The organism is Capilliphycus salinus ALCB114379 (genome assembly GCF_047276495.1).
Lineage (GTDB): Bacteria > Cyanobacteriota > Cyanobacteriia > Cyanobacteriales > Microcoleaceae > Capilliphycus > Capilliphycus salinus.
This window is the reverse complement of sequence record NZ_CP178543.1, coordinates 4,188,367-4,206,777: the sequence shown is the minus strand read 5'-3', so window position 1 is coordinate 4,206,777 and position 18,411 is coordinate 4,188,367. Positions and strand designations below refer to the sequence as shown.

The following is an 18,411-nucleotide window of genomic DNA, read 5'->3' as shown; positions in this document are numbered from 1 at the left end:
AGCTTTATCAAGTTTGACTCTACTTTAGAGAGTATCTACGATTTATGAAATTCTGTCATCTATCTTAAGTTCTATAAAATCTAAATCGCTCGGGATACTCTCTATTTATCTCTATTTATCCTCTGATACTCTTAATTATTCCCAAGAATGTAAAGCCCGCAACTGGGGAGTTTTTTTCATTTGATGGGCTTGCATTCGCAGCAAAACATCATCTAAAATCATCACCGCTTCCTCAATAAACGGCCCTTTATTCAACATCACACATTCCGAACGTTGAGCCATCGCCGCATCAGTAACTTCTGAACGGGAAGGAATTCCGGTTTTCGCCAAATTCTCTAAAACCTGAGTCGCCCAAATCACCGGAATGTGCGCCGCTTCACACATCCACATAATTTCTTCTTGCATTTCTGCCAAACGTTGATAGCCAATTTGAACGGCTAAATCCCCCCGAGCAATCATTACCCCAAAGGGTTGATGACCTGCCGCTTGAACAATCAATTCCGGTAAATTTTTAATCGCAACTTCCGTTTCAATTTTAGCAATTAAACCGATTGTGTGACCGGGATTTCTGGCTTCAAGTTCGTGCTGCAATCGCTTAATATCCGAGGCTTCTTGTACAAACGAATATCCAATAATATCCGCATGAGACGCAATAAAATCCAAATCTTTTAAATCTTTTTCAGTCAAAGCATCAAAATAAACTTCCGTATCGGGAAAGTTCATTCCTTTATCATTTTTGAGCTTTTCTCCCTTTTCCAATCGGGCTTGAATCACCTCTAATACAACACCATCTTCCCGAACGGACTCCACCCGAGTTCCCAGTTGACCGTCGTCAATCCAAACCATATGTCCTTCTTTAACTTGATCGAGAATTTCGGGAATTGTACAACGGGTTTGAAAGGAAAATTCGCCATTAGGCTCGGGTTTATTTTTACTCATAAAAAAGCGGTCGCCTAAATGTAAGCGATTTTCATTTTCTGGAGTAATTACATCGGCGGTGCGAGGTTGAATTCCGCCCAAATCCATCAATAATTTACAGGATTTTCCGGTTTCCGATTCGGCCCAATGCAAGTTATCAATCATCGCTTCCCATTCTTTAGGGCTATCATGGGCGCAATTAATTCGTACACAATTAACTCCCCGCTGCAAAATTTTGACAAAAAATTCATAATTTTCTGTCGCATCTGAGGGTAAAGTTACCATAATCCGCACCCGACGTTCCGATGAAGATGCTCCCAAAAGTTGTTGAGTTTGGCGGTCAAGGAAGCGTTCTCCGCGAAAAAAGGCATGAGTCGAAGGACGTTGAGGTAAACTCTCCGGGTCAACTTGACAAAGGGTTCCCAAAGCGGCAATTGTTGCATCTAAATTTTCCATCACTCGACCTTCGCAGCGTCCCAAAGAAGACAACCCCAAAGGCATTAATTCCCGTTGAATGGGTCGCAAGTCATGGTGTCTTAAAATCAGATAGTGAGCGAGATTTAATGCACTGATTGTAAATGCTCGTTGGGTGATATTGGGTCGCCATTTTTCATAGAGTTTTCTACCTTCTTCCTCGACAGACTGGCGCAACTGTTGTAGCGTATGTAGTAAACTTTTTAAGTCAGCTTTATCCATACCAACCTCCTGTGATTCCTCGGGCTTACGCTTCACATTATCATGTCCGTTGAATTTCCTTCGTGTTCCCCGAGGTAGATTTAAAAGGATTGTCGATCTTTACTCAAAAAATTTTCACCCTTATTCTAACACAAACTCTGTCGCTCGGAAGATGCAATTTTGCAATTCCTTTTCCTAAGGTAGAAATCGAGTTCGGTGTAGTCGAATCCGGGACGACCTAATATTCTTCAAGCTGGAATAGACTCAGGCTGTTTGATATTTATGTCCATCAAAAAACCTTTCATTTTCTAGCTCACACGTTCCTCAAACCTAGAATTAAGTTTTTTTGAGATTTATCAATCTTTGCAACCGGAATTGATACAATATACTCATCATTAAAATACATTTAATTGCATAAACTTATGCCATCGGGTAATTCATTTATCATCGGATCGCTCGGATTTGAGAATTAACCGACTCAGAACCTTATACCCGTAGCTTTTCAACTTCAATTTCCCGGGTTGTTATTTTCCCGAGTTCGTTTCCTCAAATAATTTGAAGTCATCTTACAGCAACTCGAACAAAAAACCGGACAAAAAAAGTAACCTCATCCTCTAGATAGAAGGCGATAAATTGACAAACATTTAGCCTAAAAATATCGACAAAAGATCACATTTATAAGTCAATTGGAGATACAATTATGGCAAGAGTTGCAATTAATGGATTGGGTCGGATTGGTCGGGCAGTTTTCAAAATTTTACTCGATACTCCCGAGTTAGAAGTCGTCGGTGTTAACGATATTGTTTCCGCAGAACAACTGGCTTATTTACTCAAATACGATACCGTCTATGGCAAATGTTCTAAAACCGTCGAAAATACCAAAAATAGCTTAGTTGTCGCAGGTAAAGAATATCCCGTTTACCAAGAAAAAGACCCCGCTCAACTCCCCTGGGGAAAACAGGATCTAAACGTCGATATCGTCTTTGAATGTACCGGAATCTTTACCAAAAAACCTGACTTAGAAAAACATCTACAAGCCGGTGCAAAACGGGTAATATTATCCGCCCCGCCCAAAAGCGAAGGAATTCCAACAATTGTTAATGGAGTCAATCAAATTTCTGAGTCCGATAAAATCATTTCTTGTGCGAGTTGTACCACCAATTGTATTACCCCCGTTGTCGAAGTTTTGGGTCGTCGAATTGGCATCAAAAAAGCAGCAATGACCACAATTCACGCCTACACCGCCAGCCAGGGCTTAGTTGATGAACCCAATAAAAAATGGCGGCGAGGACGAGCCGCAGCCGAGAATTTAGTCCCCACTTCCACCGGCGCCGCTCAAGCCACAACTCAAGTATTAACCCAATTTAAAAATAAATTTGATGGTTCAGCAGTCCGCGTACCCACTCCCGTCGGTTCAATTACTGATATTACCCTCGTTACCGAACGTCCAACCAGCATTGAAGAAGTTAATAATATCTTCCGAGAAGAAGCGGGTAACGAACAATATCAAGGCATTTTAGGCGCTTCCGATGATGAATTGGTTTCCTCCGATATTATTGGCGATACTCGCGCTTCCATTGTTGATTTGAGTATGACTCAAGTGATTGATGGAGATTTAGTTAAAGTGATGAGTTGGTATGATAATGAGTGGGGTTATGCCAGCCAAATGGTTCGCCAAGCCGTGCAGATGGTTAAACGCATTAAAGAACTACAACCCGCCTAAATCTTTACCAAAATTCTCTAACTTGAGAGCCTAAAATTTGTTCCTCTAGGAAGATCCTTGTTTGTATGTTGAGGATCTATCCTAGAACATAATGGCTTAATTTAAAGCTGGAGAACGCAGACAAAAGGAGGAGATTTCCTCATGGATTTTTATTTACTCTTAGGAATTATTGCCGTTGGATTTGCAGTTCCTTTACTAATCCAGCGTCATCGCTTATTTGGCTCTGCTGTCACTTTATTTGCAGTTTTATTACTCACTTTCATTCAGAGTTCATCCGCTCTGGCAACCCCGTTTTTAGGTGCTTTGGGAACTCCCGATAGTGCGCTTAAGACTCCCCAACAGCGACAGCTTGATGAACGTTTAAAACTCAATCCCGGTGGCGGTCAGTATAGCGGTGTTGAGTACGTTCAAGAAGATTTAAACCGCTCTCAAACACTTAGCGATCGCGAAATTCAAAACACCATTAAATCCGAGATTCAAGAAGATTTAGTGGCGATGGTATCCAACGGTTCCGTGATTCTCTCCGGTACCGTTAAAGATAGACAAACTGCTCAAAACATTGTCGAAGAAGTGAAAGCCATTCCCGGCGTTCACGAGATCACCTTTGAGTTGGGATTAAAGGAAAAAAGCAACCTTTAAAATTAGAGATAACAACAATAACATTTAGGTAGATATTATGGCACAACTCACCCAACAAAAATGTGAAGCCTGTACCAAAGATTCAAAACCCGTCACCCCAGACGAAATTAAACAGCTTAAACCCCAAATTCCCCAATGGGATTTAATCGATAACCAAGACGAAGACCGTTTACAGCGATCTTACAAATTTCCAGACTTTAAAACCGCTTTGGAATTTACAAAAAAAGTCGGAGATGCAGCCGAATCCGAAGGACATCATCCCTCAATTACCACCGAATATGGAAAAACAACCGTTACTTGGTGGACTCATGCGATTTCCGGGTTACATCGCAATGATTTTATTATGGCTGCTAAAACCGATGAAATTGCTCAAAACTTCTGATCGACTCCAACTCAATAAAAGTTAAAATCAAGTGTTCGCTGTCACTCGGCGAACCTTTTTCTGTCATCCTTCAAATTCTTTGACCTACAAATCAATTTTTATTCAACTTTTTTTGTGAAAATGTGGACCGAAAGCGAGAAAATTTTCAATCCATTTGAGAAAATTGTAATCAGAATGTATTACAAACAGCCACCGTTCCCCGTCCCAATCAATTAAGCATCATGCCAAGGGTACGAGTCATTGACCTTGACAGCCGGGGGAAAATGTGTTACAAAATATATATTCATTTTTATAACAGTGATTCAGCAGTTTGGTACTGTAATTTGGCACCGTAATTTGGCACTGTGAACTGGGGTTAAACATTGCTCGAACTTGAAAGGGTTTTCGCCAATCAATAGAAACCAAAATTTAAGACTCAAAATTTTATTGGCAAGCTCAAAACTGAGTCGATTGTTCTCATATTTATCCGGTTAAATCTTGTTAGTTTTTTAGCCGGATAGAAGTTTTGTGCAGGGGAGGAAAAAGCCGAGGTGAACCTACTAAAACCGTATCGTTTTCACACGAAGGCGTTTATTGAACGTCAAGCCAACCGCATCTTAGAACAGATGCAAACCAGCAAAAACTTTGCACCCATCTGGCCGTTTGATGGTTCCTTAGTGGCTGATTTTCTCGATTTGGGCGTCGTTTGGGATGTGATCGAACCCGACGACCAAGGGCCAATTGCCGCCCGGATTTTACCCAGAGAACGACTGATCGAAATTAACGAAGACATCCTCGACAAACCGCAAGGATTCATCGAATCAACCCTCGCCCACGAAATCGGCCATTGGGTCTTACACGTCAACCATCAAGCGATTCTGCAAGCCCCCACAGAAGCCGAGCAACCCTTCGTTTGTCGCTCCGAGACGACCATCACCCAAATCGCCTCTATCGAATGGCAGGCTCAATATTTTGCCAGTTGCTTGCTCATGCCCCGTTACATTATGGAGCAGAAACGCCTCGGTCGCAACTTAACCAAATGGTCACACCTGTATGAAATGCGTCAAGAATTGGGGGTCAGCATCTCAAATTTAGTCTGTCGCCTGCAAGATTTGGGCTGGATTCAAATTCGCCCCGGAGAACGCACCATTTATCCCGGCGCCGAAATCCTCAAACAACACCAACAGTTTCTCAATCAACACGCTCAAGGAAAATTACACAGCAGTCTGAGAATGCCCCAAGAACTCAAAAAGTAATTTTTCACCCCCTCAACTGAGCGATCAAAATTAGCCTGAGAAGTCTCCATTCCGGCTAGAATTCCTCTGACTTGTTGAGACAATTGCCAGCGGCGACAGATGCGATTTACACTTCAATTCATCCCAAAATACTCAAACCCAATCTTCCCCAGTCCCTTCCCCTTAAAATCCCTGTCCTTCTCTAGATTTCCCCAACCTAAAAAATTAATTTAGAGCAAACCGTACAACCGTTGAATCAATTGCGGCGCCCGTACAACTCCCTCAATGCGATCGACAGGTTGACCGTTTTTAAAAAATACCAAAGTCGGCAAAGCTTCAATGTGATATTGAGACGCAATCTGTGGATATTTGTCCGTGTCAATTTTAACAATTCGGATTTGTTGATTCATTTCCCGATTGACTTCCTCCAAAATCGGCGCCATCATGTGACAGGGGCCGCACCAAGTGGCATAAAAATCGACTAAAACCGGAAGATCCGAACCCTCTAGAAGTTCTTTAAAGCTGCCAAACGTCTTTTTAACTGACATGGAGAGAAACTCCCTCTAACTTGATGCTTGTATTATAATCTGAGCCAATCCGAGTTGACTGTCTTTACAGGGTATTTTTATCTTTAAAATCGCCCAAATCAAGACTTGACTAATTTTTGAATCGGCTCAAACTTCATTTTAAATTCAGTTTATATCGAACCACCATAATCTTAATAGAAATCACAGTTTATGAAGAAATTTTAATTCTCTCTTGGTGTCAAAAGCTGTTAACCTCTATGATGGAAAGTTTGACCGTAAAAAAATCGCAGAGGAACTCTCAATGGACGTTTTACCCGAAACCCTACAACATCTAAAAGAACAAGTTGCTATCATTACAGGAGCATCGCGGGGAATTGGTCGGGCGATCGCGATCGCCTTAGCCGGTCAGGGCGCTAAAATCGTGGTGAACTACGCCAGTTCTTCCGGCGCCGCCGATGAACTCGTCGGAGAAATTACCAACGCCGGGGGAGAAGCGATCGCCCTGCAAGCTGACGTTTCCCAAGCCGATCAAGTCGATAAGCTGATCGAAACCGTCATGGAAAAATGGGGGCGAATAGATATCCTCGTCAACAACGCCGGCATCACCCGCGATACCCTACTGTTGCGGATGAAACCCGAAGAATGGCAGGCCGTCATCGACCTCAACCTCACAGGAGTCTTTCTCTGCACCCGGGCCGTGAGTAAAATTATGTTGAAAAAGCGATCGGGGCGAATCATCAATATTGCATCCGTCGCCGGTCAGATGGGAAACCCCGGACAGGCCAATTATAGCGCCGCCAAAGCGGGCGTAATCGGCTTTACCAAAACCGTCGCCAAAGAACTCGCCAGTCGGGGTGTCACCGTCAACGCCGTCGCCCCCGGTTTTATCCAAACCGACATGACCAAAGACCTAAAAAATACCGAAGATATTCTAAAATTTATCCCCCTCGGTCGCTACGGTCAACCCGAGGAAGTCGCCGGAATGGTCAGGTTTTTAGCCGCAGACCCCGCCGCCGCCTACATCACCGGTCAGGTGTTTAATGTAGACGGGGGAATGGTCATGGCTTAAAACTCTTGTACGGTTTCCACCAACTAGCACTCATAAGCTAAGAGTGCTAAATTGACAAGGTGGAGAGCTAACGGTCGTTACATGGCTAAAATTGTTGCGTTTGACGAAGAGTCAAGACGGGCGCTGGAAAAGGGAATTAACGCGATCACGGATGCCGTGCGCGTTACCCTTGGCCCGAAAGGTCGAAATGTATTATTAGAGAAGAAATTTGGTGCGCCAGATATTGTTAATGATGGGATTACCGTAACCAAAGAAATTACACTCCCCGATCCCCTAGAAAATACGGGTGCCAGACTCATTCAAGAAGCAGCATCCCAAACCAACGATGTCGCCGGAGATGGTACAACCACAGCCGCAATTTTAACTCAAGCAATGGTTGCTGAAGGCTTAAAAAACGTTGCCGCAGGCGCCAACCCCGTATCCTTACGTCGGGGCATTGAAAAAACCGTTAACCGTCTGGTAGCCGAAATAGAAGCCGTCGCCAAACCCATCGAAGGGGATGCGATCGCCCAGGTTGCCACCGTATCGGCGGGAAACGATCACGAAATTGGCGAGATGATCGCTTCGGCGATGGATAAAGTTACCAAAGACGGCGTGATCACCGTTGAGGAGTCCAAGTCTTTGACAACGGAATTGGATGTTGTCGAAGGGATGCAGTTTGATCGCGGTTATCTGTCGCCCTATTTTGTTACCGATCCGGAACGGATGTTGGCCGAGTACGAAAATGCCCGGGTTCTGATCGTCGATAAGAAAATTGGCGCCATTCAGGATTTAGTTGGAGTCCTCGAAAAAATCGCCCGGGCGGGTCAGCCTTTACTGATTATCGCCGAAGATATCGAAGGAGAAGCGCTGGCGACTTTGGTGGTTAACAAAGCTAGAGGCGTGTTAAATGCCGCCGCCGTCAAGTCCCCCGGTTTTGGGGAACGCCGGAAAGCAATGTTGCAAGATATCGCCATTCTCACCAACGGTCAGGTGATTTCCGAAGACATCGGGTTGAGTTTGGATGCGGTAACCCTGGAAATGTTGGGAACCGCCGACAAAGTGACCCTCGAAAAAGACAAAACTACCATTGTCGCTTCCGGGAATAAAGCCGATATCCAAACCCGCATCGAACAACTGCGCCGACAACGGGCGGAGACGGATTTGGAGTACGATAAAGAGAAGCTGCAAGAACGCATTGCCAAACTCGCCGGCGGTGTGGCGGTGATTAAAGTTGGGGCGGCCACAGAAACCGAGTTAAAATCTCGTAAACTGAGAATTGAAGACGCTCTCAACGCCACCAAAGCCGCAGTTGAAGAAGGAATTGTTCCCGGTGGCGGTACGACTTTAATTCATTTGGCGAAAAAAATTGACGAAATGCTCGATGAATTGGTTGGAGAGGAAAAGATTGGCGCTAAAATTGTCGCCAAAGCTTTGGAAGCTCCCCTGTGTCAAATTGCCAATAATGCCGGCGCAGAAGGTGCTGTTATTGTTGAGAAGGTTCGGGAAACCGACTTTAATGTGGGTTACAATGCCCTCACCGGTGAATGCGAAGACCTGATTAAAGCGGGGATTATCGATCCGGCGAAGGTTGTTCGTTCGGCGCTGCAAAATGCGGGTTCTATTGCCGGAATGGTCTTAACCACCGAAGCCTTAGTTGTTGAGAAGCCCGAGAAGAAACCCGCCGCTCCTCCCGATATGGGCGGCATGGGCGGCATGGGCGGCATGGGCGGTATGGGTATGGGCGGCATGGGCATGGGCGGCATGGGGATGATGTAAGCCGCTCTCCCCTTAACCAGTTTATGTCCGAGTTTTATCATTCATTCACAGCAACCCTATTTTTTGGGGTTGTTTTTTATTGTTTCTTGGGCGAGGATTATTCCGAAAACATACTGAAACTTACGATTATTTTTCACAGTTATTCCGAATATTTTTGGATAAAATTACTGCAAAATAAACAGCTAAAAACAGTTATTTTTACAAACCCATAAATCACTTAAAGATTGAGTAAAATATAAAATTTTTGATGGTCAATCAGCTTTTTTGTGGCTTAAACTGAGAGCTATAGACAAACAATAAGAACAGTTAGAAATAGCCTCAAGGATGAAAGTAGATGAATAACTACAAATCATTTTTCGCAGTTGCAGCCACAACAATTGGATTTTTAGCAGCACCCACAGCCGCAAACGCTTTTACTTTTGGGGGTATTATTGACGGGGAAGCCGCTTTCGACGAACTGGATGCCACCATCGGTGTCGCCGCAGAAGGACGCATTGGCGACCTCTCCGGGGCGGCAGAACATGAATTTAATATCCACTACGATAATGAAAATGGGGGTCAAACCGTTCCGACTCAATACCGTTCTTTTGACTGGGTGAGCGGGGAAGGGGTGGATTTTAGTTTGACTTTTGCCAACAATCTGCTAACCTATATAATAGGCGGGCAGACTTTGGAATACAGCATCGCCGACAGTTTCAAAGACCTGTTTATTCGCACCACCGCTCGCAAGACAGATAACAGCGTTGTGGTTGATAATCTCTTTCTCAATGGTATGGCGATCGCGGAAAATTCCAGTTTCGCCTGTACCGATGCTAGCGGTTGCGACTATTGGAATAGTTCTCAATATTTGTGGCTCACCGATCTTGATGAAACGTTCACCCTGACGGGAACAACGACGATGTTCTGGACGGGAGACGCCAAAAACCTAAGCGATAAAACGGCACCCCATCGTTCCCAACTCGCATTTCAACTCAAACTCGGCAATGTACCTATAGAAGACGAGTTGGCTAAAGTACCCGAACCCGTTTCTATGTCTTTGTTGTCCGTTGGTCTGGTGGGTTTGGCTATGAAGGGTTTGCGCCGCTCTCAGAAGGGTTAATTAAGAGAATTGGCGATCGCATTTCCAATTCGATTGTAACAGGTTGAGTTAAAGTTGGGGGAGAGGGATAAAATAAAAAGATGAATTGCAGTGGTTTTTTATGTCCAGATTGCTGGTCACGCAGTATCACGCAGAAGTTGAACAAATCATTCGCTATGGGGGTTCTCGCAAGGAAACCAGCATTCGCAATGCTTTTGAGCGTCTGCTGAACGAATATTGCAAACCCCGCAACTATCTGCTGATTCCCGAACTGGACTACAAAACCAAGTTCAACACCACCGTTTTTCCCGATGGTACGGTGAAAGATGCCATCCGCTTGGAGCATGGTTGGTGGGAGAGCAAAGACCAGTATGATCACCTCGACGAAGAGATCGAGAAAAAACTGGAGTTGGGCTATCCCGACGAAAATATTCTCTTTGAAGACTCCCAAACCGCCATTCTGATTCAACACAGTCGGGAACAGCTGCGGGTTTCGATGGGGGATTCCGAAGCGCTCGACGGGCTGATCTCAACCTTTGTAGACTACGAACGCCCGGAAGTTCGGGACTTTCGCTCCGCGATCGCCAAATTCAAAGAAGACATTCCCCACATTATAGAAGCGTTACGACAGATTATAACACAGCAGGAAGCCAATAATACAAAATTTCGGGAACGCCGCAACAGTTTTTTAGCGGTTTGTCGCCAGTCAATTAACCCGGAAATTGAAATTTTTGACATCCATGAAATGCTGATTCAACACATTCTCACGGAGGATATTTTTACCAATATTTTCCACGAGTCGCAGTTTCATCGGGAAAATAATATTGGCCGAGAAATCTCGGAGATTGTCAACACGTTTTTCACCGGAGCCACCCGCAGAAACACGCTCAAAAGCATCGAACATTACTATGCGGTGATTCGTCGCAAGTCGGAAAATATCGCCAACCACCACGAAAAGCAGAAGTTTCTTAAGGCGGTTTACGAGAATTTTTACAAGGCGTATAATCCGAAAGCGGCGGACCGGTTGGGGATTGTTTATACGCCCAATGAAATTGTCCGCTTTATGATTGAAAGTGCGGATTATTTGGTACACAAGCACTTTGGGAAGTTGTTGAGCGATCCGGGGGTGGAGATTCTCGATCCTTGTACGGGTACGGGTACTTATGTGACGGAATTGATTGAATATTTACCCGCTGATAAGTTGGAGCATAAATATAAGCATGAAATTCACTGTAATGAGGTGGCGATTTTACCCTATTATATTGCCAATTTGAATATCGAGTTTACCTACCAGCAAAAGATGGGGAAATATGAGGAGTTTCAAAATATTTGTTTGGTGGATACTTTGGATCATTGCGGGTTTGCAGGAAAGCAGCTTGATCTGTTTGCCATGAGCGTGCAGAATACAGCCAGAATTCAAGAACAAAATAGTCGGACAATTTCAGTGATTATTGGAAATCCTCCCTACAACGCTTGGCAGGAAAATTTTAATCAAGATAATGCCAATCGGAAATATACAGAAGTCGATAAGCGAATTAAAGCCACATATATTAAGCATGGAAAAGCACAAAATCAAAATGCTGTATATGATATGTACACACGTTTTATTAGATGGGCATCGGATAGACTCGGGAAAAACGGTATCATTGCCTTGATTACCAATCGCTCATTTATTGATGCAAAAGCATTGGACGGCTTTAGAAAAATTATAGAGCGAGAGTTTGATACAATTTATGTTGTTGATGCTGGTGGTGATATTCGTTCAAGTGATACCACTGGTCAAATCTTTGATATTAAAATAGGAGTAGCTGTGATGTTTTTAGTCAAAACTGAAAAGGAGAACAAGAAATGACACTAGAGTCAACCATCTTAAAAAATATTAGCAAACTCCCTGAATCTATCAAACAATCAGTGCTTCTCTACACAGAGTTTCTAGTCAGTCAGTATGCCAAAGAAACCCCTGAAGAACCAGTAGAAGCTATCCCTAATAAACCTCGTTTGGCTGGTTCAATGAAAGGAACATTTGTGCTTCCATTACCCGATGATTTTGATGAACCTTTGGAAGACTTTAAGGAATATATGTAATGAGTTCTATTTTGCTAGATACCCATGCTTTTATCTGGTTGTCAGAAGATGATCAGAGCTTGCCTACTTCTCTGCGAGATAGGATTGAGGCTACTGACAATGTATTTGTCAGTATTGCTAGCTTTTGGGAAATCTCTATTAAGGTTACAATCGGAAAAATTGTTTTGCAAAATGACTTTAATGATATTGAAGATAGATTTGAAGCGACTAGATTTAAACTATTACCTATTTCTATCAAAGATACTATACTACTTCATCAGTTACCGCTTCATCATAAAGATCCATTTGATCGAATCCTAATTGCTCAAGCCATGAATCACTCATTTCCTATAGTAAGTCGAGACTCAGCATTTGATGCTTATCCAATTTCTAGGGTATGGGTATTATGAAAAAGGCAAAAATATTTTACTTTAAGCTACAGAATGAGCAGACGAAGGAAGAAAAGCTCAAATGGTTTGAACGGACAAAGTTTGAAGATATTCCGTTTGAGCATATTGCACCTGATATCAAATCAAATTGGATTAATTTAACGGATCAAGATACAACTCAAGATTATGAAAGCTTTATTCTTTTGTTGGATAAGAAATTGAAGAAAAAGAACGCATCTCAATCAATATTTGAGTTGTTTTCTAGAGGAATTGAGACGGGTAGCGATGAATGGGTTTATGACTTATCAAGTAAGAACTTGTCTCAAAAGATAAGATTCTTTATAGATATTTACAATCATAGCATTGAAGTCAAAAATTATGATTTTAGAATCAAGTGGAACTCTTCATTGAAGATTCATGCAGAAAATAAGAAGCATCTCACTTATCGAGATAATTTGATTGTTAGAGCAACCTGGAGACCCTTCACATCTAAATATTTATATGTGGAGAAGCCTTTGAACCATAGGTTGACTCAAAATCACTATGAGATGTATGGATTTTCTCCAATTCTAAAAGGTGAAAACTATGTGATTTGTTGTACCGATGCTGGTACACAGTCTCCATTTATGGTTATAGCTACCCAGTATATTCCTGATCTGCATTTGGTTGGAACTGCTGCCCAATGTCTACCCCTGTACCGCTACGATGAAAATGGCACCCGCATCGACAACATCACCGACTGGGGTTTAACCCAATTTCAAACCCACTATAAATCCCCCCGTCCTGCGGACACCCCCCTTGTCAAGGGGGGCAGGGGGGATCAGATCAGCAAACTCGACATCTTCCACTACACCTATGCCGTCCTTCACCACCCCGCCTACCGCAGCAAATACGAACTCAACCTCAAACGGGAATTTCCCCGCCTCCCCTTCTATCCGAACTTCCATCAATGGGTAAACTGGGGTAAAGCATTAATGAATTTGCACCTCAACTATGAAATCATCGAACCCTACGGCTTAACCCGCAGCCAACTCAAGAGCAAAACCACCCCCAAACCCAAACTCAAAGCCGACAAAACAAAAGGCATCATTATCCTCGATGAAAATACCCAACTCATCGGCGTTCCGGCGATCGCCTGGGAGTACAAACTTGGCAACCGTTCCGCCTTGGAATGGATACTCGACCAATACAAAGAAAAGAAACCCCGCGACCCCACCATCCGCGAAAAATTCAACACCTACAAATTTGCCGACTACAAAGAACAAGTGATAGATCTATTGCAAAGAGTCTGCACTGTTAGCGTCAAAACAATGGAAATAATTCAACAAATGCCCGATACTGTAGAACATCAGGGTTAGTCAAGGAGGAAACTTGAATAGAGTATAACTTATAAGACTTGTTCTAACACAATTTTCGCCAACTTTTCCGCCGCCCCCGGTTGACCCCGCACTTGAACTAAGCGATCGCGCATTTGTTGTAATTTCTCGGGATTTTCCAAATAATCCAACGCCAACTCCGCTATTGTTTTCGCGTCCAACTTCCCGACTAATTCTGGCACAATTTCCGTTTTCGCCCAAATATTCGGCCATGCAAACCGCCTCTTTTGTTGCAATACTATCCAATTAATCATCTTCGCAAATAACGAACCCGCCAAGGGCAAATTAGCCAACAATCCCGGTATTCCATCCCAAGCTCGCATCGCATCTAACTGTTGCGTCGGAAGCAATACAATCATCGGCACCCCCAAAGACCCCAATTCCGCCGTATTCGCCCCAACTGTTGTTAAACATAACCGACATTGAGACAACAAACCATAAGCCGGCGTTTCCGTACAGAGGTAAATTTTTAACCCCGATGCCAACTGAAAATAGGGCGGATTAGAATAATGTAAACTCGCCTGAAAATCGCCAATTTGTGATAAAACTGGGTTAAACTTAGAATCGGCAAATTTTGCTAAAGTTGATAACTCCAGCGTGGGGGCAACGGGAATCATAAAACAAGTTTGGGGTCGTTTCTGATATAAATATTCGGCGATCGCCAACGTTAGCGGAACACCCTGAGCCAACTTCGCCGGTTTTGAACCGGGCAACAAACCAATTAACTCAATATTGCGATCGCCCAAAAACTCCCACCCCAAACCTTGATTTTTTCTCAACTGCACATCCGCCATCAAATCCCCAACAATTCTAAATTTAGCAGAATATTCATTAGGAATTCCCTCAATAACCTTACCATTCATCGCCCCAAAACCATCTACCCACCGCCACCAACGCGCATCCCATTCCGCATAAATCACACTACGATAACCCAACCGTTTAGCGGCAATTACCGTAAAAAATTGATCGCCCCCCAAAAACACCACCGCACCCCGAGAAAACCAATCCCAATTTTCCGCCGTTTTTCCCGATAATAAAAATTGCCAAAAATAGTCCGCACTCTGAACCCGATCAATCTCCCGATAAGAATTCGCGATCGCCACCTCTTTTCCCGTTGCATGAGGACAGGGCGAAAGCATCAGCGAAATTCTCACCTTTTCGCTTTGGTTTCCCAACTGTTTTCTCAGCGCCTCCACCACCGGACGCACCCAAGTTGTTAGCTCTCCGGGGCCGTTAGAAAGAATTAGAATATCGACAAATTCCATAATCTCATTTATTACCCCAAAAACCCCCTTTCTTTACCCTTATTTCTGCACATTATATCCCAGTTTAATCTTACCCATCCTTTACTATAACCCCATTTAGTATATAGGGTTTCAAGTTGATTAAAAACTCCCTTTCTATTGAGAAACGGGGTTTTTGAAAACCTACCTAAGTTATTTGTCCGGCTTATAGTAATCTTGCTTTTCCTTTTGTAATTTATATCAATCAGCCATTTTTACAAAACTTAACTCGAAAATAATTATCAATAAGCAACGTGCTTGCGTTGTTTCAGGCTTTATGGTATTCTAGGTCTTGAAGATAATGCAGGAATGGTCTGACCTATAAGGTGTTTTTACTCATCTTAACGGCTGAAACCCTTATTAATTCGTTGCTTGACCCCGCCATTCCCCGAAATTTTTACCCCTTTCCTTCACCCGCGACGAACGAATTTTCACCACCCGTTTTGACCCCCAGTTGACAGAATTCCCAAAATGTGCATTAGCCAGAAGCCGTTCCCCGGAGACACCTTTTAGATGCTATCGGTGATGCTGCTAAAATTAAACGCCTTCACCCGCACCCCCGGAACCACGATGCTACCGTAGCGGTGAACTTGACTCAAACCGTCCACCTCGGCGAACATTTCCGGCAAGCGTTGATTGAAGCGCAAATTCTTGATCGGATAGGCGATTTTCCCGTCTTCTATCCAGAACGTGCCATCCCGCGTCATCCCCGTCACCTCCAACGTGCGGGGGTTCACATAACGCACGTACCAGGCGCGGCTAACCAAAATTCCCCGTTCGGTTTGGGCGATCAAATCCGCCAAACTTTGTTCCGACCCCGCCATCACCACCGGATACATCGCCCCGTTCGCCTCAACGCCCTTCTGCGCCGCCCAATAGCGGCTGTAGGATAGCGTTTGGGGAATTCCATCTTTGATAATTTCGAGATCGTCTTTTTTCAGCCCGTCGGCGAAGAACGTCGAACCCCCAATTAAAGGATGACCGGCATTTCGCCCCACGTTCACCATCGGACTAAACAGCGCTTCTCCCAGGCGATTTCCCCCCGGTTTTCCGCTTTCATCCAAACGCGACATAAACGATCGCCCCTCGTCGGCTGCCCGGGCATCCAAATTAAACATCACCCACATCAACAAATCCGCAAAAGCCGCACCATCAAAGATTACCGGATAAACTCCCGGTTGCACTTCTCGGGGGTTGCGAGCAGAATAGGCGCGATTAATAATAGTTTCCGTTAACGATTCTATCGGTAAATCTTGCATGGCGATCGCGCTGCGGCGACTCCAGGCCGAACCGTTATCGATCTTGGCGGTAAACCCAAAATCGGCGCTGGTTAAACGGTTACAAGCTCTCAACCCCCGAGAATTTCCGATCGCGAAGATTTCCGCATCGCTGCTGAGAGTTCCCGAACCTTCGACGTTCGCCTCGGCGCTCATCTGACAAATCGTTTTAACTCGCTCTCCCCGTTGCAGGGGGGAAAAACGGGCGGTTGCTTCATCAAAGGCGGGGGTGCGGTTATCGTAGGTTTGGGGTTCTAGCAGCGGTACCCATTCTGGATCTTCCGGGGCGATCGTTGCCAATTCTTCGGAACGTTTAATTGCGGCGTTGATGGCATCGGGGTCGAGTTCGGTTGTCGAAGCGGTGGCGCTGCGTTTGCCAAAATAGCTGGTAATCGAGAGGCTAAATTTGGTGCTGCTGATATTTTGGGTAATTTGATTTTCCGAATACCGGGTGAGGGATTCTTCGCTGTTGCTGATCGTCACAAAGACTTCTTCGGCTTCCGATTGTTGGATAACCGTTTCAATTAAGGAAAGGGCTTCGTCTTCGCCGAGCAGGTTGGGAGCGCTAGCAACAGTCATAGGTATAAAGGAAGTGTAAGAATCCGAATGGCGATCGCGGATGGTGCGACTGCTATTTTTGGGGTTGTCTGTCCATAATAATATATAACAGCCAACGGGCAATAGGCAACAGGCAATTATCACCTCACCAGTCACCAGTCACCATATGCGGGTATCTCCTTCGGAGACGCTGCGCGAACGGCAGTTGCTAAGATTGCAAACTGTGCTTCTGACGGAAACCGCGCCCGTCGCAAGGAACGCGCTCCTCGACTATTCCGCCAAGTCAGCACTGCCGAACCCGTCACCAGTTATTAGGTTACAGGGGACAGGTTACAGGAAATAGGCAATCTAGCTATAGGGAATAGGGAATAGAAAATTGTAGGGGTGCTTTTGCTTGCGCCCCTTGCATTCCGGCTAATCATCGCAGAAGGATAACAGGCAGAAACCCAGAATTTTGTGGGACGGGTTCGGACTAGAATTATCTTTGTTATCGATAACTTTGATAAACCCCCTAAACGGGTGACGGGTTTTGTGGGTGGGATGGGTTTATGTAGTTTGTCTGTGGGAAGATATCAATTAGTTAGGGCGCATGGCAATGCGCCCCTACGGTGATTAATTACCCCGAACGGCTTACGGGTTTTGTAGGAGTGGGTTCGGACTAGAATTATCTGTGTTATCGATAACTTTGCTAAACCTGCCCCCGACTAGAATTATCTTTGTTATCGATAACTTTGCTAAACCCCCCTACATTGGTGACGGGTTTTGTGGGTGGGGTGGGTTTATGTAGTTTGTCTGCGGGAAGATATCAATTAGTTAGGGCGCATTGCCAGGCGCCCCTACGGTGATTAATTACCCCGAACGGCTTACGGGTTTTGTAGGAGTGGGTTCGGACTAGAATTATCTGTGTTATCGATAACTTTGCTAAACCTGCCCCCGACTAGAATTATCTTTGTTATCGATAACTTTGCTAAACCCCCTAAACGGGTGACGGGTTTTGTGGGTGGGGTGGGTTTATGTAGTTTGTCTGCGGGAAGATATCAATTAGTTAGGGCGCATTGCCAGGCGCTCCTACGGTGATTAATTACCCCGAACGGCTTACGGGTTTTGTAGGAGTGGGTTCGGACTAGAATTATCTGTGTTATCGATAACTTTGCTAAACCTGCCCCCGACTAGAATTATCTTTGTTATCGATAACTTTGCTAAACCCCCCTACATTGGTGACGGGTTTTGTGGGTGGGATGGGTTTATGTAGGGGCGCGCCTCCAACTAGAATTATCTGTGTTATCGATAACTTTGCTAAACCTGCCCCCGACTAGAATTATCTTTGTTATCGATAACTTTGCTAAACCCCCCTACATTGGTGACGGGTTTTGTGGGTGGGGTGGGTTTATGTAGTTTGTCTGCGGGAAGATATCAATTAGTTAGGGCGCATTGCCAGGCGCTCCTACGGTGATTAATTACCCCGAACGGCTTACGGGTTT

The 18,411-nt window shown here is 44.5% G+C and carries 15 protein-coding genes; 11 read left to right on the top strand and 4 right to left on the bottom strand.

The annotated features are described in order from the left end of the window. Nucleotides 1-135 precede the first annotated feature (135 nt). A complete protein-coding gene (locus ACL6C3_RS17425; protein ID WP_413160216.1) occupies nucleotides 136-1,614 on the bottom strand; it encodes a pyruvate kinase in 1,479 nt (492 codons plus the stop codon). A 679-nt stretch (nucleotides 1,615-2,293) separates the two neighbouring features. Between ACL6C3_RS17425 and gap the strand changes: the two genes are divergently transcribed. From gap to ACL6C3_RS17405, 4 genes are all read left to right on the top strand, one after another. Further along, nucleotides 2,294-3,316 (top strand): type I glyceraldehyde-3-phosphate dehydrogenase, encoded by a 1,023-nt coding sequence (gap, locus tag ACL6C3_RS17420; RefSeq protein ID WP_413160214.1) that lies wholly within the window; start codon nucleotides 2,294-2,296, stop codon nucleotides 3,314-3,316. A gap of 141 nt (nucleotides 3,317-3,457) precedes the next feature. Continuing rightward, entirely contained in the window at nucleotides 3,458-3,955 is a 498-nt protein-coding gene (locus ACL6C3_RS17415) for a BON domain-containing protein (RefSeq protein ID WP_413160212.1), read from the top strand. 37 nt (nucleotides 3,956-3,992) lie between these two features. Further along, a complete protein-coding gene (locus ACL6C3_RS17410) occupies nucleotides 3,993-4,337 on the top strand; it encodes a 4a-hydroxytetrahydrobiopterin dehydratase (RefSeq protein WP_413160210.1) in 345 nt (114 codons plus the stop codon). 530 nt (nucleotides 4,338-4,867) lie between these two features. After that, entirely contained in the window at nucleotides 4,868-5,572 is a 705-nt protein-coding gene (locus tag ACL6C3_RS17405) for an ImmA/IrrE family metallo-endopeptidase (protein ID WP_413160208.1), read from the top strand. Between the two features lie 209 nt (nucleotides 5,573-5,781). On the opposite strand, the gene trxA is transcribed toward ACL6C3_RS17405, so the two are convergent. Beyond that, nucleotides 5,782-6,099, bottom strand: coding sequence for a thioredoxin (trxA, locus tag ACL6C3_RS17400; protein ID WP_413160206.1), 318 nt, complete (start codon nucleotides 6,097-6,099; stop codon nucleotides 5,782-5,784). A 280-nt stretch (nucleotides 6,100-6,379) separates the two neighbouring features. On the opposite strand from trxA, the gene fabG reads away from it, so the two are divergent. From fabG to ACL6C3_RS17365, 7 genes are all read left to right on the top strand, one after another. Further along, nucleotides 6,380-7,147, top strand: coding sequence for a 3-oxoacyl-[acyl-carrier-protein] reductase (gene fabG / locus ACL6C3_RS17395; protein ID WP_413168355.1), 768 nt, complete (start codon nucleotides 6,380-6,382; stop codon nucleotides 7,145-7,147). A gap of 81 nt (nucleotides 7,148-7,228) precedes the next feature. Continuing rightward, nucleotides 7,229-8,905 carry a chaperonin GroEL gene (gene groL, locus ACL6C3_RS17390; protein WP_413160204.1) on the top strand — a complete coding sequence of 559 codons (1,677 nt, stop codon included), beginning with the start codon at nucleotides 7,229-7,231 and terminating at the stop codon, nucleotides 8,903-8,905. A gap of 334 nt (nucleotides 8,906-9,239) precedes the next feature. After that, complete coding sequence (locus tag ACL6C3_RS17385) at nucleotides 9,240-10,004, top strand: choice-of-anchor W domain-containing protein (RefSeq protein WP_413160203.1); 765 nt, start codon at nucleotides 9,240-9,242, stop codon at nucleotides 10,002-10,004. Nucleotides 10,005-10,104: 100 nt separating this feature from the next. Beyond that, complete coding sequence (locus ACL6C3_RS17380) at nucleotides 10,105-11,835, top strand: N-6 DNA methylase (RefSeq protein ID WP_413160201.1); 1,731 nt, start codon at nucleotides 10,105-10,107, stop codon at nucleotides 11,833-11,835. After that, nucleotides 11,832-12,068 (top strand): DUF2281 domain-containing protein, encoded by a 237-nt coding sequence (locus tag ACL6C3_RS17375; protein WP_413160199.1) that lies wholly within the window; start codon nucleotides 11,832-11,834, stop codon nucleotides 12,066-12,068. The genes ACL6C3_RS17380 and ACL6C3_RS17375 overlap by 4 nt, the downstream gene beginning before the upstream one ends. Continuing rightward, on the top strand, nucleotides 12,068-12,457 hold the full coding sequence (locus tag ACL6C3_RS17370) for a type II toxin-antitoxin system VapC family toxin (protein WP_413160198.1): 390 nt from the start codon (nucleotides 12,068-12,070) through the stop codon (nucleotides 12,455-12,457). The genes ACL6C3_RS17375 and ACL6C3_RS17370 overlap by 1 nt, the downstream gene beginning before the upstream one ends. Next, nucleotides 12,454-13,794 carry a type ISP restriction/modification enzyme gene (locus ACL6C3_RS17365; protein ID WP_413160196.1) on the top strand — a complete coding sequence of 447 codons (1,341 nt, stop codon included), beginning with the start codon at nucleotides 12,454-12,456 and terminating at the stop codon, nucleotides 13,792-13,794. Before ACL6C3_RS17370 ends, ACL6C3_RS17365 begins: the two co-directional genes overlap by 4 nt. 29 nt (nucleotides 13,795-13,823) lie before the next feature. On the opposite strand, the gene ACL6C3_RS17360 is transcribed toward ACL6C3_RS17365, so the two are convergent. Both ACL6C3_RS17360 and ACL6C3_RS17355 read right to left on the bottom strand, forming a co-directional pair. Further along, nucleotides 13,824-15,077, bottom strand: a complete 1,254-nt coding sequence (locus tag ACL6C3_RS17360) for a lipid-A-disaccharide synthase (protein WP_413160195.1) — start codon at nucleotides 15,075-15,077, stop codon at nucleotides 13,824-13,826. A 527-nt stretch (nucleotides 15,078-15,604) separates the two neighbouring features. Then, nucleotides 15,605-16,951: a TldD/PmbA family protein gene (locus tag ACL6C3_RS17355; RefSeq protein WP_413160194.1), complete on the bottom strand. Its 1,347-nt coding sequence runs from the start codon at nucleotides 16,949-16,951 to the stop codon at nucleotides 15,605-15,607. Nucleotides 16,952-18,411 lie beyond the last annotated feature (1,460 nt).